The following is a 14,341-nucleotide window of genomic DNA, read 5'->3' as shown; positions in this document are numbered from 1 at the left end:
GCTTTGGCGCTGCCATCCATTTTGCAACGATTGAGATTGGCGAAGGCCGCAGTGACATCCGATCTCCCCCCTTGAGGGGGAGATGGCCGGCAGGCCAGAGGGGGGTGTGCCAGAACGCCATCATCGCAGATCAATCATCTCAAAACGCCACCCTATCGCCACCCTTCAGCGCCAGCATCTCGCGCGCCTCGGTTGGCGTTGCGACTTCCAGCGACAACCCGTCGAGAATGGCGCGTATCCTGCGCACCTGATCGGCATTGGATTTCGCCAATTGCCGTCCATCGTAGAGACTGTCCTCCAGCCCGACGCGGACATTGCCGCCCATCGCCGCCGCGATCGAGATCAGGGGCATCTGATGGCGGCCGGCGGCGAGCACCGAGAACTGGTAGCTGTCGCCGAACAGCTTGTCGGCGATGCGCTTCATATGGATGAGATTGTCGGGATCGGCGCCGATGCCGCCGAGAATGCCGAGCACGAACTGGATGAACAGCGGCCCCGACACCAGCCCGCGGTCGCGAAAATGCGCCAGCGAATAGAGATGGCCGACATCGTAGCATTCGAACTCAAAGCGCGTGCCGCAGCCCTTGCCGAGCTTTTCGAGCACGCCTTCCATATCGGCAAAGGTGTTCTTGAAGATGGTGTCGCGCGTGGCTTCGAGCAGCTTTGGTTCCCACTCGTGCTGCCACTCCCTTGGCTTGTCGAGCATCGGGAACAGCGCGAAATTCATCGAGCCCATGTTGAGCGAGCACATTTCCGGCTCGGCCCGCAGTGGTGCCGCCAGCCGCTGGTCGAGCGTCATCATCGACGAACCGCCGGTGGTGATGTTGATCACCGCATCGGTCGCTTGCTTGATGCGCGGCAGGAACTGCATGAACACCTCAGGATCGGCGGTCGGCCGGCCGTCTTTGGGATCGCGGGCGTGGAGATGCAGGATTGAGGCGCCAGCCTCGGCCGCCGCGATGGCGTCGGTCGCGATCTGGTCCGGCGTCACCGGCAGATAGGGCGACATGGACGGGGTGTGCACCGAGCCAGTGACCGCGCAGGTGATGATGACTTTCCTCGGCGCCATTCTTTAGCCCTCAGCCTTCGACCGGCAGGTCGAGTTCGGCGGCCAGAACTTCCAGCGAATCGCCGATGATGGAAATGATCTCCCCGACCTCTTCAGCCGTGACGATCATCGGCGGCGCCACCATGAAATTGTCGCCGTCGACACCGCCCTTGACCCTGCGGCCGTAGATGATCAGCCCGCGCTCGTAGGCGAGGTCGAGCAGGCGCTGCGTGGCTTTCTTGCCCTGTTCGATCGGCCGTAGAGTTTCGGGATCGGCAACCATCTCGGCGCCGGTGAGCAGGCCTTTGCCTCGGACATCGGCGATGAACGGAAAACGCTTCGCCAGCCCTTTCAGCCCGTCCATCAGCACGTCGCCCATCGCGGCGGCATTGGCGATCAGGTCGAGGCGGTCCATCTCGCCGAGCACGGCGAGCCCGGCCGCGCAGGCGAGCGGATTGCCAGCATAGGTGTGGCCATGCTGGAAGCCGCCCGACGCCAGCAGCGGCTCGACCAGCCGCATCGGGGCGGCCAGCGCGCCGAGCGGCGCATAGCCGGAGCCAAGCCCCTTCGACAGCGCGACGATGTCGGGCTTGCAGTTCCAATGGTCGCCGCCAAGGAATTTTCCGGTGCGGCCGGCGCCGCTCATCACTTCATCATGGATGAGCAGGATGCCGTAGCGGTCGCAGATCTCGCGTATACGCGGATAATAGCTGTCCGGTGCGACGAGGGCCGAAGTCGCCGCACCGCCGATCGGCTCCATGATGAAGGCGAGCACGCTGTCCGGGCCCTCGGCCTGGATCTTCTCCTCCAGCATGTCGGCATAGCGGACGCCGCGCTGCTCCATCGAAAGATTGTCGCGGTCGCGCCATGCCGTCGGCGCCGGCACGGTCGGCATCACCCGCATCATCGGTGTGAACGTTTCGGCCAGCGCATCGTCGCCGGTTATCGAAAGCGAACCCAGCGTGCCGCCATGATAGGAGGGAAAACGCGTGATAACCTTCCAGCGCTTCGGCTGGCCGGTCGCGACCGCCCATTGCCGCGCCAGCTTGATGCAGGATTCCGTCGCCTCCGAACCGCCGGAGACGAAGAAGATTCGGTCCATGCCCTCCGGCAGTTTGCCGGCGAGCTCCCGCGCCAGTTCTTCCGCCGGCTCGTTCTCGAAATGCAGGCGGTAGGCGAAGGTGGCGCGGTCCATCTGCCGCTTCATGGCGTCCAGCACGTTGCGGTTGGAGTGACCGATATTGGCGACCATCGGCCCGCTCGATCCGTCGATGAAGCGGCGGCCGTCCTGCGTCCACATATAGATGCCTTCGGCGCGGTCGATCAGCGGCCGGCGCAGGCTGGAGAGGTAGAACAGGTGCGATGGCGCGCGCGTTTCTGAACCAGTTGATGAGGGCTTCTGCATGTCAGGTCTTTCCGAGATAGCGGTCGATTACATTCCTGGTCACGCGCTCGACCATCGGATCCTGCCTGAGCAGGCCGGCCACCCATTCGCAGCTTCCGGCGTGGAAAACCTCGCCCTTGCCGCGCGGGAAATTGACGATCATGCCGTTGCCGCGTTTGACCTTTTCCAGATTGGCGTCGGTCGCCTCGCCAAACAGCGTTTCGGCCGTAAAGCGGCCATCCTCGTCGGTGAGAAACTGGTCCTCGATCGGGATGTCGGCGCTTTCCTCGACCTGGCTCGCCATGCCGACGGCCAGCACCTGCAGCCCGTCAGGCGCACCGCTGTCCGGTGTCGGATAGGGCAGGCCGCCGCGGATCTCGAAATCGAGCCCGTCGACCTCATAGCCATAGACATGGCTGTCGGCGCCGAGCAGGTCGCCATAGTACATGCCGGTGCCGGCAAAGGCCCAGTGCTCGGGCCGATAGACCGGAAAGCCGCGCACGCCGCGCGGTGCGCATCCGCCCCAGCCGGCATAGACGCCGCGCGTCGCGTTGAGGCCGAACGTCATTGCGCCGGGACGACCGATCTCAGGCGCTTCCCAGGAGTTGGTGGCGCGGGTGACGTCGCCGCCTCGGAAGTAGGCTGGGTCTTCGGCGCGCGCCCGGTATTTGTAGCAGACCTGCCGCCGGCCTTCGTCCTCGAGCCTGGTCTGCCACATGAAATTGCCGGCAAAGCGCGCCGCATGACCGCCGCGCTCGACGTAGTTGTCGACGGCGTCCCGCATTTCCCAGGTCCAGTACTCGTCATGGCCGACGAAGACCACGCAGTCATAGCCATCGAGGATTTCGGGCGAGAAGTGCAAATCGTGCTGGCTGGCGAGATCGACGCCGTAGCCGGCGCGCTCGGCAAAGCGGAAGAAGTGGCAGTCATAGCTCGCCCAGCCGGAGGAGGTGTATTTCTTCGAATGTCCGGTGGCGTACGCCCATTCCATGTGCGGATAGCGCGGCACGGCTTTCGGCGGCACCGCGACCTCCAGGGGCACGCGCGGCGCGTCCTTGGGCAGCACGACAAAGCCGCGGCACCACGGCCGCTGCGTCGACACCATGCGCGCATATTGGTCGCGGCCAGGTCCGGTGATACCCTGATAGGCGTTGGAGCCGCCCCAGGTGTTGTAGGACAGCCAGGTGCCCGTCGCCGCCACCTGCAGCACGCGACCGGGCTTTTTGCCGGGCAGGGGCGCGACGATGATGAGGTGGTGGCAGTGGATCGGCTTGCCGTCGCCGCCGTCCGCGGTCAGCGTTAGCCGGTAGGCGCCGGACGGCCAATCCTTGCCGATGCTGAATTGAAACGACGCCTCCCAGCCGCAGCCTTCGACCGAGCACTGGTCGGGCGTATCCTGCCAGCGCGCCGATAGCCCCGTTTGCTCGAAGACCTTTGTCTCGCTGCCGCCGTCGCGGACAATGACAATGCTGAAGCGCGGCGCCGTCGAGCTGACATGCAGCGTCACGGTCTCGCCGGCGCGGTAGGAAAATCGATCAGAATAGCACCAGATCTCGCCCCGCTCGCCGTCCATTCCCGGCCATTCATAGTAATGGCCGCGCACCGCCTCGCGGCGCTGCTCGGGCGTCAGTCCGAAATCGGGAAATTCGGTTGGCAGATGGGTCATGAACACCGGAAAAGTGACAGGCCGCCATTTCGGCCATCTGCCGGCCAAGCGTCAAATGGAAACGATCGGGCCAGCAATTGCATACGACACAATTGCTTGGCCGCTCTTGGCCGCACCCGGCAAACCGACTATCTCAGGCGAGGCGGTATGTTCCGCCTCGGGAGCCGGCATGCTGAGAGTGCAGAAGGTCAAGGTCGATGACATCTACGTGCCGACGGCGCGCAAGAAGACGCTGCATCCCGAAACGGTCCGGCACCTGGCCGAAGACATACTGGAAAACGGCATGAAGACGCCGATCCTGGTTCGCAATGACGGCAAGCGCCACATCCTGGTCGAGGGCCTGCACCGGCTGGAAGCCGCCAAATGGCTCGGCGAGACCGAGATCGACGCCTATCTGGTGCAGGCCAAGCGCCACTGAGGCGCGCGACCCGATCGAAAACAGCCAAACCGGTCATTCTTCCGCGGATTTTTTCGCAGGGCATGTCGGCATGCGGCGTGCTCGCTCGTCCTTGGGGCGGAACCCGAGGAGACCGACATGTCCAGACCAATCTATTTCGCCATTCTTGCCTCGGTCGCTGCCTTGTTTGCAGCGCCCGGCCCAGCCAATGCAGTGGAGACCAAGCCCGCCATGACCACCGGAGCAACAGCCATGCCGAAGCCGGAAAAGTCCGGCCTGCTGCCGATCGACGGCCTGAATTACTACTATGCCGTCTACGGCAAGGGCGAACCGCTGCTTCTGCTGCATGGCGGCCTTGGCACGTCGGACATGTTCGCGCCGCTGCTGCCGAAGCTGGCGGAAAACCGCACCATCATTGCCGTTGACCTGCAGGGCCATGGCCGCACCGCGCTCGGCGAGCGACCCTTCAGCCTGGAGGGGATGGGCGACGACATGGCTGGTATCGTCAAGGCGCTCGGCTATGACAAGGTCGACGTGCTTGGCTATTCGCTGGGCGGCGGCGTCGCCTTCCGTATGGCCGTTCAGCATCCCGAGACGGTGAGACGTCTGGTCCTGGTCTCGACCGGCTTCGCCGCCAATGGCTTCTATGACGAGATGCGCGGCCAGCAGGCGCAGGTGAGCGCGGCCGCCGCCGATTTCATGAAGGACACGCCGATGTACAAATCCTACGTCGCCGTCGCCCCACGTCCCGACGATTTCCCTAAACTGCTCGATGCGCTGGGCAATTTCATGCGCAAGGATTACGACTATTCCGCCGATGTGGCGAAGCTGAAGATGCCAGTTATGCTGGCCTATGGCGACAGCGACATGTACAAGCCCGAGCACGAGATCAGGTTCTACCAGATGATCGGCGGCGGGCTGAAGGATGCCGGCTGGATGCGTGAGAACCTGTCGCAGAACCGGCTGGCCATCATTCCCAATCGCACCCACTACGACGTCTTCTTCGCACCGGAGCTGACGGCCGCGGCACTGCCCTTCCTCAATGGCGAAACCAAGGTGAAGACCTGGGACGAAGTCCTCAGCGAAACGAAATAGCTTGCCTGAAAATACATGCCGGCCGTCTCGAAGAGGTGGCCGGCTTTTTTGTGCCTGCGAAACCACGAAGCCCTGGCGCAGCCATTAGTCCTATCGGCGCAATCGATGGCGCCATCAGGGCTTTTCAATTGACCGAAAGGTACCTGTCGATATCATCAAGAGACCTTCAGTGTGATGGGTTCGAATGATGACGAAATACCAGGGCGGATGCCATTGCGGGGCAGTGCGCTACGGCACCGAGGCGGCGCCGCTCAACCAGCGCGTCTGCCACTGCCGGCGCTGCCAGAAGGTCATAGGCGCGGCCTTCAACGCCCGCCTTTTGTTTCGCATCGACGATGTCACGGTCGAGGGAGAGGTGGCGACGGTCAACACCTCTCCGGACCTCAAGCGCGGCTTTTGCGCCGCTTGCGGCACCACGCTGTTTTCCCGACGCGACTCCGCCGGCATCGTCGGCATCACCACCGGCTCGCTCGACGATCCCTCGCTGTTCGAGCCGGAAATGCATATGTGGACCGCCTCGAAGCAGCCCTGGCTGCAGCTAGATGACGGCCTGCCGCACCATGAAGGCGCGCCGCCTCCGAACTGACGCCGGCCTTACCGGAAATTAATCCCGAAACCACGACATAGCCGGCAAAGCGTCATTGGCGGGCCATGATTGGCTGCCTATCTATCGTCTGCGGGCCGGTATCGAGGAGACGACCGATGAGCGACAGAATCAGCACCCTGGACGAGCTTTTGAGCGATCCGATGGTCCTCCTCGTCATGGAGCGTGACCGCGTGCGCCCCGAACAGGTTCGCCTGCTGCTCGAACGTGCCCGCCGCCCGGCCGCCGACGCCGTGCCACCGGCGCATGTGGTGGCCAAGACTTGTTTGCAGCAATGGCTGGGAAGGTAAGGCTATGATCCTTCGTCCGGCCAATTCCTAATAACTTGATTCAAACTTTGTTGGTAATTTCTCGTTAGTAATCGAGGCCGGTTTGTCCGGCGGCGTCTGTTTGCCTTCGGTCTGTTGTGTTTTGCGTACAGGTCCAGATGCGGATTTCAGGCGTCGTCAGTTTCATGTTGGCATCGCTGTGGCTTGCCGGCTGTTCGTCCACAGCGGGCGTCGATGGCTTGCAACCGTCGAACGAGACGACCAGTTCGGTCGTGCGTCCGAGCGCGCCGGTCACAGCGGCTCCGGTGGAGACCGCCGACCTCGCGCCGATGCGGTCCGATATGGTGGCCGACAATGCGCCGCCCTTTTCCATGGTCGAGGAAGAAGAGGCCATCGTCGCGGGCACGCCGCAGGGGAGCACCAGACCACAGCTCGAGCCCGCCGCTCTGATGTCTGCGCCGAAGCGGTTGACGCGCGCTGCGCCGGCCATGCTGGCCACGCCGGTCACCCGCTACGGTTTTCGCGACGCCAAGCCGATCAATTTCGGCAAGGCTTCGCCACGCTACCTTGCCGTCCACGGCGTCGACGTCTCGCGCTGGCAGGGCAATGTCAACTGGGGCAAGCTGCGCGCCCAGGGCGCCAACTTCGCCTACATCAAGGCGACCGATGGCGGCGACCATCTCGATCCGATGTTCATGAAGAACTGGCGCAATGCCGACGCCGCCGGGCTGAAGCGCGGCGCCTATCATTTCTTCTACTGGTGCCGCACCGCGGGCGAGCAGGCCGACTGGTTCATCCGCAATGTGCCGAGGGTCGAAGGCGCGCTGCCACCGGTAATCGATGTCGAGTGGAACGGCGAATCTTCCTGCAAGCGGCGGCCGTCGCGGGCCACCGTGCTGGAAAAGATGAAGGTGTTCATGGACAAGCTGGAGCGCCATTACGGCCAGCGGCCCATCATCTACACCGCACCGGATTTCTATCGCGACAATCTCAAGGGTGCGTTTCTCGATTATCCGTTCTGGCTGCGCGCCGTGGCGCGGCATCCCTCAAAGTCTATCCCGGCCGCAAATGGCTGTTCTGGCAGTACTCCGGCTCCGGCCTGTCGCACGGCGTGACCGGCCGCATCGACCTCAACGTCTTCCATGGCGACGAGCGCGCCTGGAGGGCATGGGCAGGCGGGCAGACGACCGTCGCCGACGCCGACTGAACGTCAGGCCGGTGCCGGTGCGCCTGCGCTGCCTGCCGCTGCGCCTTGGGTTGAATTTTCAGCGTCTCGCTAACGATCCGCTCACTGTGTCCTTTAGCGGTATCGCAACAGCCTTCCGGTAACGTGCCCGTGATCGGGTTTTCGGAGGGATCCATGCGCAATCCAGTTGTGGCTGTCGCACTTGCCGCCGCCGTCGGCTACGGGTTTTTCAGTTCGCTCGGCCACATGCCGGGCGGCAGTGGCGCTTCGCTGGCGGAGTCGAAGCAGAACGTCGTGTCCTATTCCACCGAGGACAAGGCGATGCAGGCCGCCAAGGACAGCGGCCGCTCGACCCTCAAGCGCTTCCACGAACTGATGGACGCCGGCACGCCGGGCACCTACACGGTAAAATTCCCGCTGACCCAGAACGGCGCCACCGAGCATATCTGGCTGCAGCTGGTGGGCTACAGCGAAGGCTCCTATATCGGCCTGCTTGCTGACGTGCCGGTCAATGGCAACAAGTACAAGATGGGCGACAGGATGACGGTAACCGAGGCCGACGTCGAGGACTGGATGATCAAGAACGGCAAGGTGATCTACGGCGGCTACACCACGCGCCAGGCGCTTGCGGATATGCCGAAGGAGCAGGTTGCAAAGTACGGGTTGACCTTCAAGGACTGAGGGTTGAGGCGCGGGCGAGTTTTATCGCGGTGCCTAGAGGGCTGTCGCGCTTTTCGCGTTCGCGTATCTCTGCCGTTTGCGCCAGCACCCAGTCGCGAAACACCTTGATTTTGGGCGCGTTGCGGCGGCTCTCCAGATGCACCAGCCAATAGCCGTCGCCGTCCGAGCCAAGCACGTCGAATGGCTGTATCAACTGGCCCTTTTCCAACAGGGCGCTGTAAAGGTTTCTGGTGAGGATCGCGGCGCCCTTGTCGGTCAGCGCCGCCATCGCATCATAGGCCTGCGTACCCAGCTTCGGGCCAGCGATGACGCGATCGGGCTCGAACGGCACGCCGGCAGCCTTGAACCAGATTTCCCACCAGGGATCGTCGGCACAGCATAGCGGCACTTGGTAGAGATCCTCGGGGCGGTGGATGCCGCCGACGCTTTCGGCGAGTCTCGGGCTGAGCATCGGCGTATAGTCCGCCTTGAACAGATAGTGAGCCGTCAGGCCCGGCCATTTTCCACTGCCGGTGCGAATGCCGACATCCATGTCGCCGCGCGTGAAATCGACCAGCCCGTGCGATGTATTCACCTTCACGGCAAGATCGGGATGCATCAGCTGGAATGTTCCAAGCCATACGGCCAGCCAGTTCGATGCGAAGGTTTCCATGGTCGTCACCGACAGCACGCCGGTCGCTCCACCCTTGGTGGCGACCCATGCGTCGGCCAGGGTCGAGAACGCGCCTGTTGCGTGCGGCGCCAGCTGCTGTCCGGCCTCGGTCAGCGCGATCTGCCTTGTTTTTCTCATGAAAAGCGGCGTTCCGGCACGTTCTTCCAGCACCTTTATCTGATAGCTGGCAGCTGATTGGGTCATGCCGAGTTCTTCGGCTGCCTTGGTGAAACTGCCCAGCCGGGCCGCGGCTTCAAAGACCCTGATGGCTCCTAATGGTGGTAGTTCCCAGCTCATGACGCATCAATCCCGCTGATGCATACTACGCGACGTTCGATTGGAAACCAAGCCCGGAAAACGGCATGCTGCATTCATCGGATCAAACCCTGAGGATACGGCAATGACCACCACCATCGCTCTCTACAACACGCTTCGCCGCCCGGTGCTCGACCTCTTCACCGCGCCGTTCAGGCCTCGCAAGCGCGGCCTGCTCGACCGCCGCTCGCTGTCGGATCATTTCCTCAGGGATATCGGTATGCTTGACGGACGCGTGCCTCCCGGCACCATTGGCTAAGCAAGCTCTTTGACCAGGGGAGGGAAAGATGACTGTGCCATCCGAGGATCTGGCGAAGAGCCGCGAAACGATCAACGCCTATGAGGACTATGCCGAACGCTACGACGCTCTGGTGCGGCACGTTCCGAACCAAAGAGAACAGAAATGGCTGAAGCGCCTGGTGAAGATCGCCGGCAAAGGTGGCCGGATTCTGGAAGTCGGTTCGGGACCCGGATACGATGCGGACTTCGTCGAAGGGCTCGGTGTCCAGGTTCGGCGCACAGACGCAACGAAGCGGTTTCTCGAGTTGCAGGCCGCACGCGGCAAGCATGGTGAGTTTCTCGATCTCATCACCGACGATCTCGGCGGCCCCTACGACGCGGTGCTCGCATTGTGCGTCCTGATCCACGTGCCGCGCGAGCAGGCCGACCAGGTGCTTGCCAAGATTGCCGGGTCGCTGCGGCCGGGCGGCGCCTTACTCGTCTCGATGCGCATTGGCGATGGCGAGAAGAGCGGCCAATATCATACGGTCTACTGGCGCAGGGACGACTTCGCGGCCCGCCTCGAAAACGCCGGGCTGGTCCTTGTCGGAGATGAATTCAACGTCGGCCGCGATCGCGAAGAGTGGACCACCTTTCTGGCTGTGAGGCCGTCATGACGCGCCGCGGACTGTTTTTGTTCGTGCTGCTCAGCCTCCTGTGGGGCATTCCCTATTTGTTGATCAAGCTGGCGGTTGCCGAGGTGTCGGTGCCCTTCCTGGTCTTTGCCCGAACAGCCGTCGGCGCCCTGGCGCTGCTGCCCTTCGTCCTTGTCCAGCGCAGTTTCGCATGGCTGAAGACACATTGGCGGGCGGTCGCCGCATTCTGTCTGGTCGAGATGATCCTGCCATGGGGGCTGATCACCCATGGCGAAGTCAGCATCGACAGTTCCACCGCCGGACTGCTGATTGCCATGACGCCGGCCGTAACCGTCGCGCTCTCAAAGCTGATGGGCTCGGATGAGCGGCTGGGGATACGCCGCTGGACCGGCCTTTTCCTCGGTTTTGCCGGTGTCTTCGTGCTGGCGCTGCCGACCTTGGGTGGCGGATTTCTCGCGGTCGTCGAGATTCTCATGGCCGCGGCCTGCTATGCCTCGGGTTCGATCATCGCGTCGCGCTGGCTGAACGATGTGCCGGCAACCTCGCTGACGGCAGTCTGTCTGGCAGGGGCCGCGCTGATCTACGCTGTGCCGGCGGCGTTGGCCATGCCGTCGACAACGGTGGTTGGCGCAATCCTCGGTCTTGGCGTGTTTTGCACGGCGATTGCCTTCGCCACCTACTTCCTGCTGGTGCGGGAGATCGGCCCCGAACGGGCGGTCGTCATCACCTATGTGGCGCCCGCCGTCTCCGTGGCAGCCGGCGTGCTCGTCCTTTCGGAGCCGCTCGATATCGGCATTGTCGCGGCCTTCGCGCTCATCCTGTGCGGATCATATCTCGGCACGTGGCGCGATCCGCCAGAACCGTCCGCGTCCGCGACCTCGGCAAGTTGACCGGCGGCCGCCAGCCGCCGTCAGAAATAAGGGCGCAGGTTCTCGCGAATGCGGTCCAGCACCGTCTTTCCCGAGATATCGGCGGTGAAGGTCTTGCCGGTGATGGTCTCAAAGGCCTGCGTATAGACACGCGACGTCTGCTCGATGAGTTCGGCGGGGATTTTCGGAATACGATCCTTGTAGGGATCGCAGCGCGCGGTCACCCAGGCGCGAATAAAGTCCTTGTCGAAACTTTGCGGCCGCTCGCCTGCCTTGAAGCGCTCCTCATAGCTTGCCGCAAGCCAGTAGCGGCTGCTATCGGGCGTATGGATTTCATCGGCAAGGATGATGGTGCCATCCTTGTCCGTGCCGAACTCGTATTTGGTGTCGACCAGGATCAGGCCGCGCTTAGCGGCCAGCGCCTTGCCGCGCGCAAACAGCGCCAGCGCATAGCGCGAGACTGTGTCCCATTGCTCTTCCGACAACAGGCCGCGCGTCAAAATCTCGTCGCGCGTCAAGGGCTCGTCATGGCCGCCATCGAGCGCCTTGCTGGTCGGCGTGATGATGGCCTGCGGCAGCTTCTCATTGTCGCGCAGTCCGTCCGGCAGGCGGATGCCGTACATATCGCGTTCGCCGTTCTTGTATTTCGTCAGCACCGAAGTGCTGGTGGTGCCGGCGAGATAGTCGCGAACGACGATTTCCACCGGCAGAATGTCGAGCCTGGTGCCGACGACGACATTGGGGTCGGGATAATCGAGCACATGGTTTTGGCAGATATCCGCCGTTTCCTCGAACCAGTAGCGCGCCGTCTGCGTCAGCAGTTCTCCCTTGAGCGGTATTGCGGTCAGGATCACATCGAAGGCGCTCAGCCGGTCGGTGGCGATGATGATGCGACGGCCATCCGGCAGATCGTAATTCTCGCGGACCTTGCCTTTATAGTGGTTCGGGAGTTCCGGAATGAAGGCATCCGAGAGAACGCGCAGTGCTGTCATCCTGGTCTCGTGGCTCCTAACAGTTTGGGCGACTCTTAACAAAGTTGAGGGGGCTTCGATACCCGAGGAAGGGCGGTTCGTCCTTTGCGAATAATCAAGACATTGCCTTCGCCGTGCTATCTATTTGTAGCTTCCGGCACTCCTGGGGGACGCGGTGGACGTAGAGCTCAAATTTCTGATTGTCGGATTTGCCTGCGCGATCGCGGGCGGTCTGTCGTTCATCACCTTCGTCAAATGGCGCGAGGTGCAGGCGATGAGCCACTGGCTGCCGGCGCCGGGCAAGATCATCTCGTCGCGCGTCGAGGCGCGCGAAGTCAGAAGGTCGGGCGTCGGCTCGGACAGCAGCGACACCACCGAGATGCGCAATTTTCCGGCGGTCACCTTCGAATACAAGGTCGGTAAAAAGAAATTTCAAAGCTCGCGCTACAGCGTGAAGGAGAATCTGGGGAATTTCGAAGTCACCGAAACCTTGGCGCAGTTTCCCACCGGCGCTGAAGTGACCGTCTTCTACAATCCGGCCGATCCGGGCAAGGCCGTGATCGAACGCACCCTGCCGGACGGCGCCTTCAAGTTCATGGTCAAGCTCTCGGCCGGGCTGGTGATCGGCACGGTGGTGCTGGTGTTTTCGCTCGGTGGCGTGCTGGAGGCGATCCGGCCGCACCTGCCCAAGCCGCAGAACCTCGGCGCCGGAGCGCTGCTGCTGTTCATGGGCCTGATGATCCTGCGCATGGCCTTCGTCCAGAAGTCGCTTGCCGAGCAGGCGGCAAAATGGCCGGTCGCCCCCGGCCGCATTGACTCCTCGGGCCTGCAGACGCTGCGAAACTACAGCAGCCATCGACGCTGGAGCACCGTCTTCAAATCCCGCATCGTGTACAGCTACGGCGTCGCAGGCCAGCACTACACCTCAGACCGCGTCACCTTCGGCGCCACGGTCACCGCTTCAATGCCCGGCCTCGTCAGCGGCCAGGCGCGCAGCTATGCCGAGGGCGGCAAGGTCGACGTGCATTACGACCCAGCCAACCCCGCCTCGGCAGTGCTCGAATGCAGGGTGCGCGGGCTTTGGCTGCTGTGGGTCTGTTCGGCCGCGTTTTTGGGCGGCGCGGCTTGGCTGGTCGGTTTTATCTGAGGCGCCACTTTCATGACGAGACATCCAATGATCGTTCGCAGGCTGGCCGTCGTTTGCCTGGCTCTGCTCGGCGCCGTGCAGGCAGCGAGCGCAAAGGAATGTCTGCTCAGCCACGCCACCTATCGCGAGCCGCGTTCGGGCGCGGTGTTGCAATTCCGGCCGCTAGACAATGAGCCGGCGGCACTGACGGCCGAAGTGTTTTCGGTGACCGTGCCCAACACCGACACGCGCTTGCCGGCCGACATCGCCTGGACCAATGGCAAAAATTCGTTTCCGCTCGGCACCATCCGCCACGCCTGCACCGACGACGACCGCGAAGCGGGGCTGGAGGATGGCAGCGGTCTCTGCCGGATATGGATGGGCCAGGTCTATGCCTTGACCGGAGGCGGCGCCGAGCAGCTGAATTCGCGCGAAGCGACACCGGCGCCGAAAGGGCTGTTGCTGCCCGATTTCGGCGCGGGCTTCACCGAATTTGCCGATTTCGCCAATGCCAATCCGGACGGCTCGGCGTGGGACGCCTTCACATTGACAGGATGCAGCGATGAATAGCGCCATGAGACCGATTGTCTGGATCTGCACGCTGTTTGCCTCGGCGACGATATCAGCCGCAGCGCGGGCGGACGAGCCGGCGCCATCGCGCCCGCCGATCGACAAATGCGTCTGGGAAAAAATGGCCGACAAGACGGTTGGGCTGGCCGCCTGGGTGCAGCGCTGCGATTTCGGTTTTCGCCAGATCCACTTCGAATTCGTCGGCAACGCGCTCGCCATCAAATACAGCGATGGCGGCGCGCCCGATCCGCTGGTCGAGGTGTTCGACATCAAATCAGGCGAAACCGCCGAGGCCGCGGTGTTGCGCCTGTTGCTGGAAAAGACCGACAAATCAGTCAGCGCCCGCTGCGTGCTGACGCCCTACACCGAGGGCACCGTGCCCGCGGGCGTCAAACGCTACACATTCAGCCCCGATGCTGCCTATGCGAAAGAGCTGAAGGCGCTAGCCAATGACGAAGTTCCCGAACCGCCCTGCGGCGACTGGGGCGAAATGCCGGATGGTATTCAGTATTTCGAGGCGCCGGCGGGTGAGGGGCGGAGGGTGCTGTTCGTTCGGGCGGGGCAGGACGAGCCGCTGTTCGACGATCAGACGCTGCGGGTGCCGGGATAGGATGTTGTCCTGAAGGCTACCGC

Annotated in this window: 16 protein-coding genes and 1 pseudogene; 12 read left to right on the top strand and 5 right to left on the bottom strand. The window is 63.0% G+C overall.

Annotated elements, in window-relative coordinates; all coding sequences use genetic code 11:
• Nucleotides 1-139 precede the first annotated feature (139 nt).
• From kce to NKL04_RS09885, 3 genes are read right to left on the bottom strand one after another with little or no spacing between them, the layout of a single operon-like run.
• Complete coding sequence (gene kce / locus NKL04_RS09895; RefSeq protein WP_023669064.1) at nucleotides 140-1,069, bottom strand: 3,5-dioxohexanoate:acetyl-CoA acetone transferase; 930 nt, start codon at nucleotides 1,067-1,069, stop codon at nucleotides 140-142.
• A 10-nt stretch (nucleotides 1,070-1,079) separates the two neighbouring features.
• Nucleotides 1,080-2,453 (bottom strand): aminotransferase family protein, encoded by a 1,374-nt coding sequence (locus tag NKL04_RS09890; RefSeq protein ID WP_023690163.1) that lies wholly within the window; start codon nucleotides 2,451-2,453, stop codon nucleotides 1,080-1,082.
• A gap of 1 nt (nucleotide 2,454) precedes the next feature.
• Nucleotides 2,455-4,098, bottom strand: coding sequence for a N,N-dimethylformamidase beta subunit family domain-containing protein (locus tag NKL04_RS09885; RefSeq protein WP_023700835.1), 1,644 nt, complete (start codon nucleotides 4,096-4,098; stop codon nucleotides 2,455-2,457).
• Between the two features lie 169 nt (nucleotides 4,099-4,267).
• Between NKL04_RS09885 and NKL04_RS09880 the strand changes: the two genes are divergently transcribed.
• The 6 genes and pseudogenes from NKL04_RS09880 to NKL04_RS09855 all read left to right on the top strand — a co-directional run bounded on the left by NKL04_RS09880 (nucleotide 4,268) and on the right by NKL04_RS09855 (nucleotide 8,330).
• Nucleotides 4,268-4,516: a ParB N-terminal domain-containing protein gene (locus NKL04_RS09880; RefSeq protein ID WP_023700834.1), complete on the top strand. Its 249-nt coding sequence runs from the start codon at nucleotides 4,268-4,270 to the stop codon at nucleotides 4,514-4,516.
• A gap of 117 nt (nucleotides 4,517-4,633) precedes the next feature.
• Nucleotides 4,634-5,590 (top strand): alpha/beta fold hydrolase, encoded by a 957-nt coding sequence (locus tag NKL04_RS09875; RefSeq protein ID WP_023700833.1) that lies wholly within the window; start codon nucleotides 4,634-4,636, stop codon nucleotides 5,588-5,590.
• A gap of 187 nt (nucleotides 5,591-5,777) precedes the next feature.
• Nucleotides 5,778-6,176, top strand: a complete 399-nt coding sequence (locus NKL04_RS09870; protein ID WP_023700832.1) for a GFA family protein — start codon at nucleotides 5,778-5,780, stop codon at nucleotides 6,174-6,176.
• Nucleotides 6,177-6,292: 116 nt separating this feature from the next.
• On the top strand, nucleotides 6,293-6,484 hold the full coding sequence (locus NKL04_RS09865) for a hypothetical protein (RefSeq protein ID WP_023700831.1): 192 nt from the start codon (nucleotides 6,293-6,295) through the stop codon (nucleotides 6,482-6,484).
• Nucleotides 6,485-6,621: 137 nt separating this feature from the next.
• Nucleotides 6,622-7,670, top strand: a pseudogene (locus NKL04_RS09860) (glycoside hydrolase family 25 protein).
• A 153-nt stretch (nucleotides 7,671-7,823) separates the two neighbouring features.
• Nucleotides 7,824-8,330, top strand: coding sequence for a DUF2314 domain-containing protein (locus NKL04_RS09855; protein WP_023700830.1), 507 nt, complete (start codon nucleotides 7,824-7,826; stop codon nucleotides 8,328-8,330).
• Here NKL04_RS09855 and NKL04_RS09850 read toward each other — a convergent pair.
• Entirely contained in the window at nucleotides 8,320-9,279 is a 960-nt protein-coding gene (locus NKL04_RS09850) for a LysR substrate-binding domain-containing protein (RefSeq protein WP_023700829.1), read from the bottom strand. The genes NKL04_RS09855 and NKL04_RS09850 overlap by 11 nt on opposite strands.
• Before the next feature lie 103 nt (nucleotides 9,280-9,382).
• Between NKL04_RS09850 and NKL04_RS09845 the strand changes: the two genes are divergently transcribed.
• The 3 genes from NKL04_RS09845 to NKL04_RS09835 are packed head-to-tail and all read left to right on the top strand — an operon-like array spanning nucleotide 9,383 to nucleotide 11,062.
• On the top strand, nucleotides 9,383-9,556 hold the full coding sequence (locus NKL04_RS09845; protein ID WP_023669054.1) for a hypothetical protein: 174 nt from the start codon (nucleotides 9,383-9,385) through the stop codon (nucleotides 9,554-9,556).
• Nucleotides 9,557-9,584: 28 nt separating this feature from the next.
• Nucleotides 9,585-10,193 (top strand): class I SAM-dependent DNA methyltransferase, encoded by a 609-nt coding sequence (locus tag NKL04_RS09840; RefSeq protein ID WP_023700828.1) that lies wholly within the window; start codon nucleotides 9,585-9,587, stop codon nucleotides 10,191-10,193.
• On the top strand, nucleotides 10,190-11,062 hold the full coding sequence (locus tag NKL04_RS09835) for a DMT family transporter (protein ID WP_023700827.1): 873 nt from the start codon (nucleotides 10,190-10,192) through the stop codon (nucleotides 11,060-11,062). Before NKL04_RS09840 ends, NKL04_RS09835 begins: the two co-directional genes overlap by 4 nt.
• A 20-nt stretch (nucleotides 11,063-11,082) precedes the next feature.
• Here the strand turns inward: NKL04_RS09835 and NKL04_RS09830 are convergent, their stop codons facing one another.
• Nucleotides 11,083-12,024 (bottom strand): phosphoribosylaminoimidazolesuccinocarboxamide synthase, encoded by a 942-nt coding sequence (locus NKL04_RS09830; RefSeq protein ID WP_023700826.1) that lies wholly within the window; start codon nucleotides 12,022-12,024, stop codon nucleotides 11,083-11,085.
• A gap of 163 nt (nucleotides 12,025-12,187) precedes the next feature.
• Here NKL04_RS09830 and NKL04_RS09825 point away from each other — a divergent pair, with 163 nt between their 5' ends.
• The 3 genes from NKL04_RS09825 to NKL04_RS09815 are packed head-to-tail and all read left to right on the top strand — an operon-like array spanning nucleotide 12,188 to nucleotide 14,318.
• Nucleotides 12,188-13,159: a DUF3592 domain-containing protein gene (locus NKL04_RS09825; protein WP_023700825.1), complete on the top strand. Its 972-nt coding sequence runs from the start codon at nucleotides 12,188-12,190 to the stop codon at nucleotides 13,157-13,159.
• Nucleotides 13,160-13,186: 27 nt separating this feature from the next.
• Nucleotides 13,187-13,708, top strand: a complete 522-nt coding sequence (locus tag NKL04_RS09820) for a hypothetical protein (protein ID WP_023700824.1) — start codon at nucleotides 13,187-13,189, stop codon at nucleotides 13,706-13,708.
• Nucleotides 13,709-13,712: 4 nt separating this feature from the next.
• The gene (locus NKL04_RS09815) at nucleotides 13,713-14,318 is read left to right on the top strand and encodes a hypothetical protein (RefSeq protein WP_245259856.1); all 606 of its coding nucleotides are present in this window, start codon (nucleotides 13,713-13,715) and stop codon (nucleotides 14,316-14,318) included.
• The last annotated feature ends 23 nt before the right edge of the window (nucleotides 14,319-14,341 follow it).

The sequence above is a fragment of the Mesorhizobium sp. C264A genome, from assembly GCF_040324515.1.
Taxonomy (GTDB): domain Bacteria; phylum Pseudomonadota; class Alphaproteobacteria; order Rhizobiales; family Rhizobiaceae; genus Mesorhizobium.
This window is presented reverse-complemented; position numbering and strand designations above follow the sequence as displayed.

Excerpts from the sequence above, each read along its gene's own strand:
- kce (WP_023669064.1), bottom strand. The coding sequence starts at position 1,069 with ATGGCGCCGAGGAAAGTCATCATCACCTGCGCGGTCACTGGCTCGGTG.
- NKL04_RS09890 (WP_023690163.1), bottom strand. The coding sequence starts at position 2,453 with ATGCAGAAGCCCTCATCAACTGGTTCAGAAACGCGCGCGCCATCGCAC.
- NKL04_RS09885 (WP_023700835.1), bottom strand. The coding sequence starts at position 4,098 with ATGACCCATCTGCCAACCGAATTTCCCGATTTCGGACTGACGCCCGAG.
- NKL04_RS09880 (WP_023700834.1), top strand. The coding sequence starts at position 4,268 with ATGCTGAGAGTGCAGAAGGTCAAGGTCGATGACATCTACGTGCCGACG.
- NKL04_RS09875 (WP_023700833.1), top strand. The coding sequence starts at position 4,634 with ATGTCCAGACCAATCTATTTCGCCATTCTTGCCTCGGTCGCTGCCTTG.
- NKL04_RS09870 (WP_023700832.1), top strand. The coding sequence starts at position 5,778 with ATGACGAAATACCAGGGCGGATGCCATTGCGGGGCAGTGCGCTACGGC.
- NKL04_RS09865 (WP_023700831.1), top strand. The coding sequence starts at position 6,293 with ATGAGCGACAGAATCAGCACCCTGGACGAGCTTTTGAGCGATCCGATG.
- NKL04_RS09855 (WP_023700830.1), top strand. The coding sequence starts at position 7,824 with ATGCGCAATCCAGTTGTGGCTGTCGCACTTGCCGCCGCCGTCGGCTAC.
- NKL04_RS09850 (WP_023700829.1), bottom strand. The coding sequence starts at position 9,279 with ATGAGCTGGGAACTACCACCATTAGGAGCCATCAGGGTCTTTGAAGCC.
- NKL04_RS09845 (WP_023669054.1), top strand. The coding sequence starts at position 9,383 with ATGACCACCACCATCGCTCTCTACAACACGCTTCGCCGCCCGGTGCTC.
- NKL04_RS09840 (WP_023700828.1), top strand. The coding sequence starts at position 9,585 with ATGACTGTGCCATCCGAGGATCTGGCGAAGAGCCGCGAAACGATCAAC.
- NKL04_RS09835 (WP_023700827.1), top strand. The coding sequence starts at position 10,190 with ATGACGCGCCGCGGACTGTTTTTGTTCGTGCTGCTCAGCCTCCTGTGG.
- NKL04_RS09820 (WP_023700824.1), top strand. The coding sequence starts at position 13,187 with ATGATCGTTCGCAGGCTGGCCGTCGTTTGCCTGGCTCTGCTCGGCGCC.
- NKL04_RS09815 (WP_245259856.1), top strand. The coding sequence starts at position 13,713 with ATGAGACCGATTGTCTGGATCTGCACGCTGTTTGCCTCGGCGACGATA.